This window comes from Sphaerisporangium dianthi (genome assembly GCF_042654065.1).
GTDB classification, from domain to species: domain Bacteria; phylum Actinomycetota; class Actinomycetes; order Streptosporangiales; family Streptosporangiaceae; genus Sphaerisporangium; species Sphaerisporangium dianthi.
In genome coordinates, this window is sequence record NZ_JBHSFP010000032.1 from 67,062 (window position 1) to 81,546 (window position 14,485).

Annotated in this window: 10 protein-coding genes; 7 read left to right on the top strand and 3 right to left on the bottom strand. The window is 73.7% G+C overall.

Annotation, left to right across the window (positions count from 1 at the left end):
• Positions 1 to 166 precede the first annotated feature (166 nt).
• The 5 genes from ACFO60_RS32635 to ACFO60_RS32655 all read left to right on the top strand — a co-directional run bounded on the left by ACFO60_RS32635 (position 167) and on the right by ACFO60_RS32655 (position 8,185).
• Positions 167 to 2,689, top strand: a complete 2,523-nt coding sequence (locus ACFO60_RS32635; protein ID WP_380848290.1) for a serine/threonine-protein kinase — start codon at positions 167 to 169, stop codon at positions 2,687 to 2,689.
• Positions 2,686 to 4,767, top strand: coding sequence for a serine/threonine-protein kinase (locus tag ACFO60_RS32640; protein ID WP_380848293.1), 2,082 nt, complete (start codon positions 2,686 to 2,688; stop codon positions 4,765 to 4,767). Before ACFO60_RS32635 ends, ACFO60_RS32640 begins: the two co-directional genes overlap by 4 nt.
• Before the next feature lie 39 nt (positions 4,768 to 4,806).
• Positions 4,807 to 6,021: a serine/threonine-protein kinase gene (locus ACFO60_RS32645; protein ID WP_380848296.1), complete on the top strand. Its 1,215-nt coding sequence runs from the start codon at positions 4,807 to 4,809 to the stop codon at positions 6,019 to 6,021.
• 420 nt (positions 6,022 to 6,441) lie between these two features.
• On the top strand, positions 6,442 to 7,221 hold the full coding sequence (locus ACFO60_RS32650; RefSeq protein ID WP_380848299.1) for an electron transfer flavoprotein subunit beta/FixA family protein: 780 nt from the start codon (positions 6,442 to 6,444) through the stop codon (positions 7,219 to 7,221).
• A 10-nt stretch (positions 7,222 to 7,231) separates the two neighbouring features.
• Complete coding sequence (locus ACFO60_RS32655) at positions 7,232 to 8,185, top strand: electron transfer flavoprotein subunit alpha/FixB family protein (RefSeq protein WP_380848302.1); 954 nt, start codon at positions 7,232 to 7,234, stop codon at positions 8,183 to 8,185.
• 83 nt (positions 8,186 to 8,268) lie between these two features.
• Here the strand turns inward: ACFO60_RS32655 and ACFO60_RS32660 are convergent, their stop codons facing one another.
• Together ACFO60_RS32660 and ACFO60_RS32665 are read right to left on the bottom strand one after the other, a co-directional pair.
• Positions 8,269 to 9,603 carry an MFS transporter gene (locus ACFO60_RS32660; RefSeq protein ID WP_380848305.1) on the bottom strand — a complete coding sequence of 445 codons (1,335 nt, stop codon included), beginning with the start codon at positions 9,601 to 9,603 and terminating at the stop codon, positions 8,269 to 8,271.
• A gap of 918 nt (positions 9,604 to 10,521) precedes the next feature.
• The gene (locus ACFO60_RS32665) at positions 10,522 to 11,031 is read right to left on the bottom strand and encodes a TetR/AcrR family transcriptional regulator (RefSeq protein WP_380848308.1); all 510 of its coding nucleotides are present in this window, start codon (positions 11,029 to 11,031) and stop codon (positions 10,522 to 10,524) included.
• Positions 11,032 to 11,090: 59 nt separating this feature from the next.
• On the opposite strand from ACFO60_RS32665, the gene ACFO60_RS32670 reads away from it, so the two are divergent.
• Together ACFO60_RS32670 and ACFO60_RS32675 are read left to right on the top strand one after the other, a co-directional pair.
• On the top strand, positions 11,091 to 12,251 hold the full coding sequence (locus ACFO60_RS32670) for a cysteine desulfurase family protein (RefSeq protein WP_380848311.1): 1,161 nt from the start codon (positions 11,091 to 11,093) through the stop codon (positions 12,249 to 12,251).
• 173 nt (positions 12,252 to 12,424) lie between these two features.
• Positions 12,425 to 13,381 carry a MerR family transcriptional regulator gene (locus tag ACFO60_RS32675; protein WP_380848314.1) on the top strand — a complete coding sequence of 319 codons (957 nt, stop codon included), beginning with the start codon at positions 12,425 to 12,427 and terminating at the stop codon, positions 13,379 to 13,381.
• 46 nt (positions 13,382 to 13,427) lie between these two features.
• Here the strand turns inward: ACFO60_RS32675 and ACFO60_RS32680 are convergent, their stop codons facing one another.
• Entirely contained in the window at positions 13,428 to 14,471 is a 1,044-nt protein-coding gene (locus ACFO60_RS32680; RefSeq protein ID WP_380848317.1) for a DUF695 domain-containing protein, read from the bottom strand.
• Between the last annotated feature and the right edge of the window lie 14 nt (positions 14,472 to 14,485).

The following is a 14,485-nucleotide window of genomic DNA, read 5'->3' on the forward strand; positions in this document are numbered from 1 at the left end:
CACGACGGCGCGAGGTTTCGCGCCGAGCGGATCCGTCGGTGTGCCATGCCATGATTCGCCGACCGGGCTTTTCCGGTATGGGCATTGCACAAAGTGAGCGAACCATGACAATTGGAGCAAGGCGCTTTCCTCCGGTCATCGATGCCGGGGCACCGCCGGAGATCAGATGAATCATGACGACCGATTGGGCCCCTACCGGCTGCTCCGGCGGCTCGGTGAAGGCGGCATGGGAGTGGTGCATCTCGCGCTCGACTCCCAGGGCAGGCAGGTCGCCGTCAAGGTGCTGCGCGCCGAGGTGACCGGGGACGACGTCGCGCGCCGCAGGCTGGCGCGCGAGGTCGAGACCATGCGCAGGGTGCGCAGCAGCCACATCGCCGAGGTGCTCGACGCCGACGTGACGGGCAGCCGTCCGTACATCGTGACGCGTTACGTCCCCGGCAGGCCCCTGGACGACACGGTGAAGCAGGACGGCCCGCTGGACGTCGGCGCGCTGCTGCGGCTGGCCAGTGGAGTGGCCGAGGCGCTCGCGGCCGTGCACGCCGCCGGCGTCATCCACCGCGACCTCAAGCCCGGGAACGTGCTCATGCTCGACGGCGAGCCCGTGCTGATCGACTTCGGCATCGCCCAGGCCGTCGACGCCACCAGGCTCACCCAGACCGGCATGTTCATCGGCACGCCCGGCTACCTCGCGCCCGAGATCATCGAAGGCCACGAGGCCGGGCCGGAGGTCGACGTCCACGCGTGGGCAGGCACGATGCTCTACGCCGCCACGGGCGCCCCGCCCTTCGGCAAGGGCACGCTCGAAATGGTCTTCTACAACATCACCGCGGGCCGGGCCAACGTCGAGGCGGCCCCGGCCGTCATCCGCCCTCTTCTGCGCGCCGCCTTCAACCGCGACCCGGCCAAGCGGCCGGGAGCCGCCGAGCTGGCCACGCAGCTGTCCCGTCTGGTGCCGCCGCGCACGCCGCAAGGGCGTCCGGGCGTGCCCGACGACATCCGCACCGTTCCTGACATGTCGGGCGCGCCGGTCACGGGGACGTCGCTGTCCCACCCAGGGCCGCTCCGCGCCGAGCCGCCGGGGGCGGGGCTCTCCCCGTCCGCCGACCCGCGTCCCGACCCTCGTCTCGGCACGGTCCCGCCCGGCTCCCACCCCGGCGCGTCGTCCGGCTCGCGTGCCGGCACCGCCGCCCCCGAGGCGCCTCCCGGAGCCGCCGCGGCGTCCGGCGCCCGTCCCGGCGCCGTCCCGCCCGAGCCTGCCCTCGGCACGCCCACCCCGTACGCCGGCTTCCCCGGCGTCGTCCCGGCGGAGTCGCGTCCGGGCGCCGCCGCACCAGGCCCGCGTCACGGCACGGGGGAGGCCCGTCCCGGAGACGAGTTCGTCTCGCTGCTCGGCGACGCGCCGCAGAGCCCCGCCGCCGGTGACCCGTGGCCGACGGTGCGGGTGACCGGCGAGGAGCTCCGCAAGGCCGGCATCGCCTTCGAGCGCGCCCCGGGCACGTCCGGGGCCGCCGGCCAGGCTGAGGGTGAGGTCCCCACCCGGTACGCCCCGCCGGCCGGGTCCCGCCCGTGGGAGGGCGGCCGTCCGGCGCCGCTCGACCAGGGCGAGGTGCCCACCAGGCGGGTGCGGCCCGACGAACTGGGCGAGATCGACGCCAAGGCCAAGATCTACCGTGCCGACCCCGGCGCTCAGCCCGGTGCCGCCGGCCTGCCCGGCGCCGCCCCGCTGCCCGGCTCCCACGGTTCCCGTCATCCCTCGGACGCCCACGGCGTGTCCGGCGCCCATGGAGGGCCGGGCGCCCAGGGCTCGCACGGTGCCGCGAGCCCGGTGGCGCCCGGCTCGCGCGGTTCGTCCGGTCTTCCCGGGCCGGTCGCGCCGGGCGGGCCCGCCTCGTCCGGCTTCCCCGCGCAGGGCGGGCATGGCGGGCGGCCGTACCACCACGCGCTGTTCGACCAGTCTTCCGAGATCTTCGAGCAGACCCCGCACATCCGCCACTCGGCGCAGCCGGCGCCGCCGTACGTGCCGACGGTGCACCTGCCGCCCGAGGCCACGCCCGACTTCGGCCGGCGGGGCGTCGAGGCGGACGGCACGCCGCGCTCCGCGGTGTACGCCGTGGCGGGCGTGCTGGCGCTGATCATCGCCGTGGGCGCGGCGGTCGCGCTGCCGGTCGTGGTCGCGGTGCTCGTGATCCCCGCCACCGTGCTGCTCAGGGCGGCCGACATCGCCCAGCCGGCGCTCGCCACCCGGCGCCGCGCCGAGGCCGCCGCCGGCGACGTGCTGCGCGTGCTCGGGTATCCCGGGGCGCTGCTGAAGTCCGTCGGGGTCACGCTGGCGCTCGTGCCCTACGCCCTCATCCTGGGCGTGCCCGTGACGCTCGTGCTGACCTTCCTGGTCGACAGCATCCCGCCGGGCACCGCCCTGAGCTGGGGGGTCGCCGTCTCTCTTTGGATCATCTGCGCGGGGCCGGGAGTGGAGGGCCCGGGCCGCCAGATGGGCAGGACGCTCGCCGCCGCGTTCCCCGCCAGAGGCGCCGTCACGGCGCTGACCTGGATACTCGGCGTCGTCGCCGTGCTCGCGGCACTTTACGCGGCCGGCACGCTCGTCATGCCCTTGGGCGATGCAGTCTGGAGTCCTGTGGACGTGGACACCTGGCTGCGCCGCTTGGAAGAGCTTCGGAACAACACAGGATGACGGGGGAAACGGTGCCGGAGACGCTGGACAGACTGGGGCCTTACCGGCTCCTCCGCCGGCTCGGCGAAGGCGGCATGGGCGTGGTCCACCTCGGTCTCGACGAGGAGGGCAGGCAGGTCGCCGTCAAGGTGCTGCACCCGCACGTCGCGGCCGACCTCAAGGCGCGCGACCGGCTCACGCGCGAGGTCGAGACGATGCGCCGGGTGCGCAGCCCGCGCGTCGCCGAGGTCCTCGACGCCGAGCTCACCGGCGCGACGCCGTACATCGTCACGCGCTTCGCCCCGGGGCGGACGCTGGAGGAGACCGTCCTGACCGACGGCCCGCTGCCGGAGCGCGAGGTGGTGCGGCTGGCGCGCGGCCTGTCGGAGGCGCTGATCGCCATCCACGCCGGCGATGTCATCCACCGCGACTTCAAGCCGGCCAACGTCATGCTGGTCGGCGGCGATCCGCTGGTCATCGACTTCGGCATCGCCCACCTGGTCAACGCCACCAGGCTGACCCAGACCGGCATGTTCGTCGGCACCCCCGGATACCTCGCGCCCGAGATCATCAGGGATGACGAGATCACCCAGGCGGCCGACGTGCACGCCCTGGCCGCCACCGTCTTCTTCGGCGCGACCGGCAAGCCGCCGTTCGGCACGGGCACCTTCGAGTCGGTCTGCTACAACATCATGGAGGGCCGGGCCAACATCGACCTGGCGCCGCCGTGGCTGCGCGGCTGGCTGCGCGCCGCCTTCGCGGTGAACGCCGCCGAGCGGCCGAACGCCCAGCGCCTGCTGGCGATGGCGAGGTCGCTCGACCCGAACATGACGGCCCTGCAGGAGTCCGCCGCGCCCCCGGGCCACACCAGGCGGCTGGACGGTGCGCAGGTCAACGGCCGGATGCCCGACGGCACCCGCGTCCTCGGCGGCGAGCCCGCCGGAGGGGCCGCCCCGGACGCCACCCACGTGCTGAACGGCGGCGACGGCACCTCGATTCTCGGCGCCGCGGGCCGCGAGGACGGCCTCGCGCCGACCAAGCGCACCAAGCCGGCCTCCGAGGACAGCTACTCCGACCTGCTGCCCCCCGTCCGGTACGCCGCCGCGCCCGAGCGTGAACGCAGGCGCGGCCGCGCGGACGCGCCGCCGCCCGCCGCGCCGGGCGCGTACGCGCCGCCTCCGCCGGGATACACTCCCCCGCCCCCGCCGGGATACGCTCCCGCGCCCTACGCCCCGCCCGGCGAGTACGCGCCGGTGCCCTATCCCGACCAGCGGGTGGCCGGACCGCCCCCGCCCGCCTATCCGGCGCCCACCCGCGGCGGCGTGCCGCCCGCGGCCCAGCCGCCGCGGGCGTACCCGCCGGCCCAGGGTCCGGACCCCTACGCCCCCGCGGCCGGGGCCCGCGGCCCCGAGCGGCGTCCCGAGCCCGACCGTCCGCGCTACCGCGCCGGTCATCCCGTGCTCGCCGCACTGCTCCTGGCCGTCGGCGTGGCGAGCGCGCGCCTGCTGCCCGTCCTGATGTGCGTCCTCATGGTCGTCGTGGTGCTGTGCCTGCGCGTCGGCGAGCACCTCTGGAGCGACCTGGCCCAGCGGCGGTCCATCCGGGGCAACAGCGCCAGCGACCCGCTGCTCGCCGTGCTCGGCACCCCCTGGGCGCTGATCCGCGCCACCCTGACGACGGTGCTGGTCACGCCGTTGGCGGCGATGTTCGCCCTGTGCGTCTGGGGCGGCCTGCACTTCGCCGGCGGCATGGGCACCGACCTCGCCGCCTCGTACGGGGCCTCGGCGTTCGTCGTCGGCCTGTTCCTGCTGCCCGGCGGCGGCGCGCCCCGCAAGGCCGTGGCCCGCACGCTGACCGCGGTCATCCGCAGCCCGGGCGCGGGCATGATCGCGACGATCATCGTGGGCACGCTGGCGTTCTTCACCGTGGTGACCGCGATGTCGGCCGTCCCGTCGTGGGTCCCCTGGCAGCCCCCCTCGCACGCGATCGACGCGCTCAGCGCGCAGGCCAGGAGCAGCGCGACCGGCCTCATCGGCGGCCTGGTCGAAGACCTGCTGAAGAACCTCGGCCTGGGTTTCCTGGCCTTCTGGGGCAGGTGACCGCACCGAGGCAGGCGACGGGGGGCCGGAAGGAGTGACATGAGCACCGCCGATCGGCTCGGGCCGTACCACCTGCTGTCGCGGCTCGGCGCGGGCGGTTTCGGCGAGGTCCACCTGGCGCTGGACCCCGAGGGCCGCACGGTGGCGGTCAAGGTGCTCCATCCGCACGTGGCGGCCGACGGGGCGGCGCTCGCCCGGCTGGCCCGCGAGGTCGAGACCATGCGCCGGGTGCGCGGGCCTCACCTGGCCGAGGTTCTCGACGCCGAGCTCACCGGTCCGCGCCCCTTCCTGGTCACCCGGTACGTCCAGGGGCGGTCGCTCGGCGCGGTGCTGGCCGAGGGCGGGCCGCTGCGCGGCGAGGAGCTCACGCGGCTGGCGGGCGGGCTGGCCGAGGCTCTGGCGGCCATTCACGCGGCCGGCGTCGTGCACCGCGATCTGAAACCGGCGAACGTCATCCTGGCCGACGGCGAGCCGCACGTGATCGACTTCGGCATCGCCTGCGCGCTGGACTCGCCGTCGGTCACGGCCCCGGGCGCGGTGCTCGGCACCCCCGGCTACCTCGCGCCGGAGGTCCTTTCCGGCGGAGAGGCGAGCCCCGCGGCGGACGTGTTCGCCTGGGGCGCCACCGTCGCCTACGCCGCCTCCGGGCGCCAGCCGTACGGGACGGGGCCGCCGCCCGCGGTGGCCTACCGCGTCGTGCACCACGACCCCGACCTCGACGAGGCGCCGGCCTGGCTGGCGCCGCTGCTGCGGGAGTCCTTGGCGCGCGATCCCGCGGCCCGTCCGACGGCCGCCGAGCTGTGCGTCAGGCTGGGGGTCGCGGCCCCGCCGCCGGTGCCCGCCGAACGGCGCCGCCGCCCGGCGGCCCCTGAGCCTCCCACCCAGGAGTGGCGGCCGCAGAGCCGCGAGACGGCAGGCCAGGAGGTGGACGCGCGTGCGCGCCACCGGGACAAGGTGCGCCGCCGCTGGGTCGTGGGGTCGGGCGTGGTCTCGGGCCTGGTCGCCGCGGCGGCCCACCAGTACGTTCCCGAGATGTCGCTGCTGGTCCTTTCGGCCTACGGCGTCGGCGTGCTGGTGGACGCGGGCGCCGGCGTGATGGCCGGAGCGCGGAGGCGCGTGGTCTTCGACCTGGTCAGCGGGGCGGGCGCCGTCGGTCTGTACGCGGTGCTGATCGCGCTGTTCAGCCCCTTCACGCTGCTGCTGGCCCTGGTCACCGCGCTGCTCGTGCTGGTGACGGTGGCCTTCGCGGGGTGATCCCCAAGGGGATGCCCTTGCCCGCGCCCCGGACGCCTCGGCGCGGCTCCGGAGGCCCCGGCCCGGCCGTGGGACGCAGGGCGGGTCGGACAAGGCACTGGAATATAGTTCGGTATGGTGGGAAGGCCACGTTGTACGGGCCCCGAAGGTCCTACGCTGCGAGTACGCCGCTAAGCTACTGACGAGTAACTAATTCTAGGTACATTAAGGGAGGTAAGGGATGAGCTGCCGGTACGGAGATCGTCTCTGCCCACCCGGCGTCATCGCGTCCCCGGGCGCATGACAGTCTGAATGCGGCTCCGGTGCCCGTCACCGGAGCGGCGCGTACGACGTGTGCGTACCCCGCGCGCACGTGCCGATCAATCGGCGCCGGCCCAGCGATGCGGCGGCGCCTGTGACACGGGAGGTCGGCCACCGGCCATGAACATCGTCGTCTGCGTGAAGCAGGTCCCCGACACGGCGACCGAGCGCAAGCTGAGTAGCAAGGACAACACGCTCGACCGTGACGCCGCCGACGGGGTCATCAACGAGCTGTGCGAGTACGCCGTCGAAGAGGCACTCAAGATCAAGGAGGCCCACGGCGGCGAGGTGACCGTGCTCACCATGGGGCCGGCCAAGGCCACCGACACGATACGCAAGGCCCTGGCCATGGGCGCCGACAAGGCCGTCCACCTGGTCGACGACGCCCTGCACGGCTCGGACGCGCTGTCCACGTCCTACGCCCTGGCCCAGACGCTGAAGAAGATCGGTTTCGACCTGGTCATCCTCGGCTCCGAGTCCACCGACGCGCGCATGGGCGTGCTCGCCGCCATGCTGGCCGAGCGGCTCGGCACGCCCCAGCTCACCTTCGCCCGCAAGGTCGACGTCGACGGGTCCGCCATCACGATCGAGCGCGTCACCGACTACGGCTACGACAAGGTCCAGGCCTCGCTGCCCGCCGTCGTCTCGGTGGTCGAGAAGATCAACGAGCCGCGTTACCCGTCCTTCAAGGGCATCATGGCCGCGAAGAAGAAGCCGGTGCAGACCTTCGGCGTCGCCGACGCCGAGGTCGACGCCGCCCAGGTGGGCCTCCCCGCCGCCTGGAGCGAGGTGGCGGAGTTCGCCGTCGCCCCGCCGCGCGCGGCCGGCACCATCGTCAAGGACGAGGGCGACGGCGGCTCGAAGGCCGCCGACTTCCTCGCGTCGAAGAAGTTCATCTGAAGGGCGACCGATGGCTGAGATTCTGGTTCTCGTCGAGCACGTCGAGGGTGAGGTCAAGAAGGTCACCCTCGAACTGCTGACGCTCGCGCGCACGCTCGGCTCGCCCTCCGCGGTGTGGGCAGGTCCCGGCTACTCCGCCGAGGCCAAGGCGAGGCTCGCCGAGTACGGCGCCGAGAAGGTCTACCTCGCCGACGCCGCCGAGATCGCCGACCACGTCGTGGCGCCGAAGGCGCAGCTGCTCGCGCAGCTCGTCTCCTCCGCCGCTCCGGCGGGGGTCCTGGTGGCGGCGACCGCCGAGGGCAAAGAGGTCGCCGGGCGCCTGGCGATCAAGACGGACTCCGGCGTCATCACCGACGCGGTCGGCCTGGCCGAGGGCTTCGTCGCCGAGCAGTCGATCTTCGGCGGTGGCGTCAACGTCCACTCCCGGGTCACCAAGGGCACTCCGATCATCGCGGTGCGCCCGAACGCCACCGCCCCCGAGCCGTCCGCGGGAGCGGCCGCCGAGGAGCAGGTGACGGTCACGCTGTCGGACGCCGACAAGGCCGCCAAGGTCGTCGACCGCGTCAAGCAGGAGAAGGGCGCCCGCCCCGAGCTCACCGAGGCCGCCATCGTGGTCTCCGGTGGCCGCGGCGTCGGCTCGGCCGAGAACTTCGCGATCATCGAGAAGCTGGCCGACGTCCTCGGCGCCGCCGTCGGCGCCTCGCGCGCCGCCACGGACGCCGGGTGGTACCCGCACCAGTTCCAGGTGGGGCAGACCGGCAAGACGGTCGCGCCGCAGCTGTACATCGCGGCGGGCATCTCCGGGGCCATCCAGCACCGGGCCGGCATGCAGACCGCCAAGACGATCATCGCGATCAACAAGGACCCCGAGGCTCCGATCTTCGAGCTGGCCGACTTCGGCGTGGTGGGCGACCTGCACCAGATCGTCCCGCAGCTCACCGAAGAGGTGGACAAGCGGAAGTAGCCCGCACGGGCTCACGACGGAACGGCGCCGCACCCCGCTCGGCAGCGGGTGCGGCGCCGTTCCACGTCCGGGACCGCTGGACGTCAGGCGACCAGCTCCAGCGGCTCGGCGACCGCGGGCGCGGGAACGCCCGAGGCGGCCGGGAGGCCCGCCGAGGCCGGGAGGCCCGCCGTCGCCGAGGGCCGCGCGGCGGCCCGCGGGGCCTGTGCGGCGCCCGGCGGATCGGACGCCCGCCGGGCCGCCCGAGCGTCCAGGCGGGACTCCTCGCGCGGCAGGAAACGGGCCGCCACCGCGATGAGCACGCCGAGGACCACGGCCACGCCGAGCGCGAGCCGCAGCGTCGTGGCGTGGGACACGAACCCGATCACGACGGGGCCGAGCAGCAGGCCGGCGTACCCCATGGCCCCGGTCTGGGCGATCGCCGGCCCCGGGATGGGCGTGGACGTGCCCGCGAGCGAGAGCGCCATCGGGGACACGGTGGCGACCGTGAGGCCGATGAGCGCCATCCCGGCCACGGCGACCACGGGCGACGACGTGGTGATCACCAGGGTGAACGTGACGGCCGTGCCGAGCCCGGAGGCCGCGATCAGGCGGCGGGTGCCGGCGAACGAGCGCAGCCGGTCACCGGTGACCCGGGCGATCAGCATGCCCGCCTCGAAGATCGGATATCCCAGCGCGGCGACCGCCTCAGGGGCGCCGATGACGTTCCGCAGGAACAGGCCGTTCCAGTCGGCGACCGCGCCCTCGACCATGAACGCGCCGAACGCGATCGCGCCGAGCAGGTACACCACGGCGGGCAGCCGCCGCGACCGGCGCGAGTCCTGGCCCGCGTGCCCCGACCCCTGCTCCGCCGCCGGGGCCCGGTCCTGCAGGAAGCCGCGGCTCAGGACGTACGCCACCGGCGCCGAGACCAGCGCGACCAGCGTGAGGTTCGCCGTGAACGACACCCCGAGCGCGATGGCGAGCGTGCCGAGCAGGCCGGCCCCCATGGCGCCGACGCACCATCCGGCGTGCATGCCGTTCATCAGCGGCCGTCCGTAGGCCCGCTCGACGGCGGAGCCCTGGGCGTTCATCGCGACGTCGACGGCGCCGAACGCCATGCCGAACAGCACCGCGGCGACGATCAGCCAGGGCAGCGTGGCCGCGAAGGCGAGCCCGACCAGGGAGGCCGCGCAGAGAGGGGCTCCGACCCGCAGCACGGCGCGGCTGCCCGTCCGTGCCATCACGCCCCGCATGGACTGCATGGTCACCAGTGCCCCGAGCCCCCAGGCCAGCAGGACGACGCCGACCGACGCCTCGGATATGCCGAGTTTGTCGGTCAGTGCGGGGATTCGCACGGTGAACGTGCCGCACATGAGGCCGGCGAGGACGAAGGTGAGGATCGCCCTGGAGCGGGCCATCCTCAATTCGCGGGTCATCACAGGTTCCTTTCAAGATCTTCTTGCGCGGGTGGAGACGGTCGCGGATGGCGGCCCGGGGGGATGGCCGCACGCGACCCGGCCCGTGCGCGACGGGCGGTGTCAGGACGGAGGGACGGACGAGCAGAGGACGGACGAGCAGAGGACGGACGAGCAGAGGACGGACGAGCAGGGGACGGACGAGCAGGGGACGGACGAGCAGGGGACGGACGAGCAGGGGACGGACGAGCAGGGGGAAGGGCGGAGTGGGCGAAGGGCGGAGTGGGCGAAGGGCGGAGTGGGCGAAGGGCGGAGTGGGCGAAGGCGGGCGCGCGGCGGCCGGCGCTGGGGCACGCTCGGGGGAGCCCCGCGTCGCACCTGGGGGGAGAGCTCCGCGTCACGCCTGGTGGCGGACGTCCCGCGCAGGCTCGGCGCGACGTCCACGGCGGCCCGGACGCCGTCCGGCGGGAGCCGCAAGGCCGCGTCCGAGGCGAACCGCCCGGGGCCCCACGGCATTCCCGGCCAGAAGCGGCAGGGCACACCGAAAGGGATGCGGGAGGATCACCGGATCACCGTGGACGAGGCGACGACCGCCGCCGCCCGATCACTAGAGCGCACCGTGGACACGCGAATGACCGATCACCGCAGCACCCCATCGAGACGCGAACGACCGGTCACCAGAGCGCACCATGGAGACGCGAACGACCGATCGCCAGGCATACCGACGGGCACGGGAACGCACTGGCCGCGCGATCCTCAGAGCACGTCGTCGGCAGACGCGCGATCACCAGGGCGCACCGTCGGCGGGGGAGCGACTCCCGGGCACGATGGACGCCCGGGGCGTGCGGGGCCGCGCTGAGAGCCCTCTCCGGGGTTCAGCCGGAAAGGGCGCTCATAATGTGACGGGCGCCGGGACGGGGTGACGAGGGCGTTGAGCGGTCATGGGTTCGGCAGGAGGGCCAGGAGGCGCCGGTGCAGCTCCTCGAACTGCGCCTCGCCGTAGATGCCCGGGTCGTGGGTCGCCACGTCCCACAGGCCCTCGCAGGCGAGCCGGATGATCTGCGCAGCCATCGGGTCGGGCTCGGACTCCATGCCCTCGCGATGCCAGCGGGCCATCGCCTCGCGCAGCGGCGCGAGAAGCAGAGGGTCCCCGGCCGCGCCGGTGACCACGGCCCAGCGTCTCAGCCGTCCGCTGCGGACGGCCGCCATGGTGGCCGCGAGATAGGCGCGGGTGTAGGAGCCCTCGCCCTGGGCCTCGACCAGCTCGTCGAAGTCGGCGATCAGGCGTTCGATGAGGCCCTTGATCAGTGCCTCTTTGGTGGCGAAGTGGTAGAGAAGACCGCCTTTGCTCACGCCGGCCCGCTCTGCGACGGCCGACAGCGTGAGGCATGCGGCCCCCTGGTCGGCCAGCAGCTCTTCCGCCGCGTTCAAAAGCTCGTCTTTCCTCACGACCGCAACTATACCGGCTGGACGGTACAGCTCTCAAACTAGGTACTCTGGAGTACGCCATGGCTTACCTAGACCACGCGGCGACCACGCCGATGCTCCCCGAGGCCATCGAGGCGATGACGGCGCAGCTCACGCACGTCGGCAACGCCTCGTCCCTCCACGCGGCGGGCCGCCGCACCCGCAGGGTCGTCGAAGAGTCGCGCGAGGCCGTCGCCGGCGCGCTCGGGGCGCGGCCGAGCGAGGTCGTCTTCACCTCCGGAGGCACGGAGGCCGACAACCTCGCCATCAAGGGGCTCTATTGGGCGCGCCAGGCGTCATCCGGAGCCGACCGCGTCCTGATCAGCGCGGTCGAGCACCACGCCGCCCTCGACCCCGCCCACTGGCTGGCCGAGCGGCAGGGCGCCCGCGTCGAGCTCCTGGCCGTCGACGAACACGGCCGCGTCCACCCCGAGACGCTGCGCGCCGCCATCGGGGAGGACCCCGATCGCATCGCGCTCGTCAGCGTGATGTGGGCCAACAACGAGGTCGGCACCGTCCAGCCGATCACGGAGCTGGCGGCGATCGCCCGCGAGCACGGCATCCCGTTCCACACCGATGCCGTCCAGGCGGTGGGGCAGTTGCCGGTGTCGTTCTCCGCGTCCGCCGTGGACGCGATGACCATCTCCGGGCACAAGGTCGGTGGCCCGGTCGGCTCCGGGGCGCTGCTGCTCGCCCGGGGAGTGGACCCGATGCCCGTGCTCCACGGCGGCGGTCAAGAGCGCGACGTCCGCTCCGGCACCCTGGACGCCGCGTCGATCGCCGGTTTCGCGACCGCCGTGCGCGTCGCGGTGGCGCGCCAGGAGACCGAGGCCGCCCGGCTGCGCGCCCTGCGCGACGAGCTGATCACCGGGGTCCGCCAGGCCGTCCCGGACGTCGTGCTCAACGGTCATCCGGACGAGCGCCTGCCGGGCAACGCCCACTTCTCCTTCCCCGGCTGCGAGGGCGACGCCCTGCTGATGCTGCTGGACGCCAAGGGAGTCGAGTGCTCGACCGGCTCTGCCTGCTCCGCCGGCGTCGCCCAGCCCTCCCACGTGCTGCTCGCCATGGGCGCCGATGCCCTGAGCGCACGAGGGTCACTGCGTTTCTCCCTCGGCCACACCTCCACACCGGCCGATGTGGAGGAACTGGTCAAGGTCATCGCCCCCGTAGTAGAACGCGCCCGCCGCGCCGGCCTCACCTGACCGCACCCGCCACGCGTGGGTGGCGCCTTCAATCACTCTGTGTCGTGTCGATCTCACGGTAAGTTCCGGCGGCTCTGGTGATCTTGTTCTTGACCATGTCGCAAACGGTAAAGTGTCCAGTCGCTGGAGACTCGAACGGAACTGACGTTCTGGGACGTGAACGGAGCCGAGGCATGGCGCCACGCGACGGGTACACGATCGGGCAGCTCGCCCGGTTGTCCGGTCTGCCGGTGAAGACCATCCGCTTCTACTCCGACGTGGGCGTCCTGCCCGAGCGCGACCGCACGGCCGCCGGCTACCGCCTGTACGGGGAGGAGGACCTTGCCCGGCTGGAGCTCATCCGCACCCTCCGCGAGGTCGGTGTGGACCTCGCGACGATCCGTGACCTGGGCGAGCGTGACCTGCGTCAGGTGCTCTCCCTCCAGCTCCGCACGGTGGAGACCCAGCTCACGGCGCTCCAGCGCACCCGCGCCGTGCTGCGCGCGACCCTGGAGCGCGGCGAGCCAAGCGAGACCGACCTGCGCAGGCTGAACAGCCTCGGCCGCCTGGGCGCCGCCGAACGCGAGGCGCTGATGGACGCCTTCGTCTCCGAGGTGGGCGGCGGCAACCGGGCCCGCGAGCGGTGGCTCACCGGTCTGCGCGAGGCCATGGTGCCCGACCTGCCGCCCGAGCCCACCATCGAGCAGCTCGACGCGTGGCTGGAGCTGGCCGAACTGCTCTCCGACGAGGACTACCGGGCCGTCCTGCGGCGGGACGACTCCGGCTTCTGGGACAGGCGCGACCGCAGCGAGGACACCGACTTCGACGGCTGGCGGAAGGTCAACGAGGAGATCGCCGGCACCGCGCTCGCCGCCGTCGACCAGGGCGTCGAGCCGGGGTCCGCCGCGGCCGAGCCGATCCTCGACCGGGTCGTCGCCCTGCTGGCGGAGATGCACGGCGTGGCGGCGGACGGTCCGGGGTTCCGGCGCACGCTCACGCGCGCGTACGAGGAGCACGACCCGCGCGCCGTCCGCCACTGGGAGCTGGTCGCCAAGATCCGAAACACTCCTTGGCCGCCGCCGCAGACCATCGCCCACACCTGGATAGCCCAGGCCCTCTCAGCTCATCCCACCCCGCGATCCACAGGCTGAGACCCGGGATCCAGGTCGAGAGCCGCGCCGGAGGCGTCGTGCGGGCTCAGCTCAGGAAGGGGGAGATGGCGATCCAGCCGGGGTCCTCGTCGACGTCGACGCTCGGCCGGCCTTCGCTCCAGGTGGAGACCAGTTTGTCCAGCTGGGCCGGCGCGCCGGCGGCAGGGTCGGCGTAGATGTGCAGCACCCGGGTGCCCTCGGCGCTCACGTGCACGGTGAGGACGGCCGCACCGCCGAGCCCGTCGAGCAGGGCCGACAGCCGCTCTTCGAACTCGCGGAGCGCCGACGCCGACCCGCCGTCCGGCAGGCCGTCCTCGTCGGACTCGGTGTAGGGCAGGGTGATGGCGATGTGCTCGTCGAGCAAGGGGTGGTCGACAGGGCGCAGGGGGTGGCGGGCGGCGGCGATGAGGCGCGTCCCCGCGGCCGTGCGGCCCTCGAGCAGGGCCCACTGCTCGTGCTCGAACTCGGAGGCCAGGTCGGACACGACGGCGGGCAGGTGGACGGCGGCCACGGCGTCGATGGGCTGGAAGGTGGCGGCGGTGATGTCGCCCACCCAGCGGGCGACCTCGTCCTCGCCGAGCAGCCGGTCGAGGGCCAGGAGGGTGGCCTCCATGCGGGTCTCGTCATCCAGGTCAGGAAATATCGGGTGATAGGCGGCGACGTCGATGCGCGGTGCGCCGTTGGGGACCCGCAGGCCGAGCACCATCTTGTCCATTCCGAGCTCTCGCCCTGCGACCTCGAGCGTGAGGTCGGCGGCGTCGGAGCGGGCGGGCCGGGACGGGAGGAACTCCCACAGGGCGTCCGCCGGAGGCGCCGCATTCGCCCAGCGATGGGCCAGCGGCCGCAGCTCGGGGTCACCGCCCGAGGAGACGATCAGCGCGCGCAGCGCCGCCCGCCCGGGAGTGATCTCCCAGGTCAGCTCGGGGCTCACGGCGGCGACCGCCGGGGCGAGCTCAGAGGCGAGCCCTTCGGAGTCGCCGGCCTCCAGCAGTGCCTCGACCTTCGGCCGGGAACTCGCCCACCACGCCCAGAAGCCGGCGATCGCATCGGCGGGCCGACCCGGCTCGCTCTTCCGTCCGAACAGTCCCATGGCCCTGGATCCTC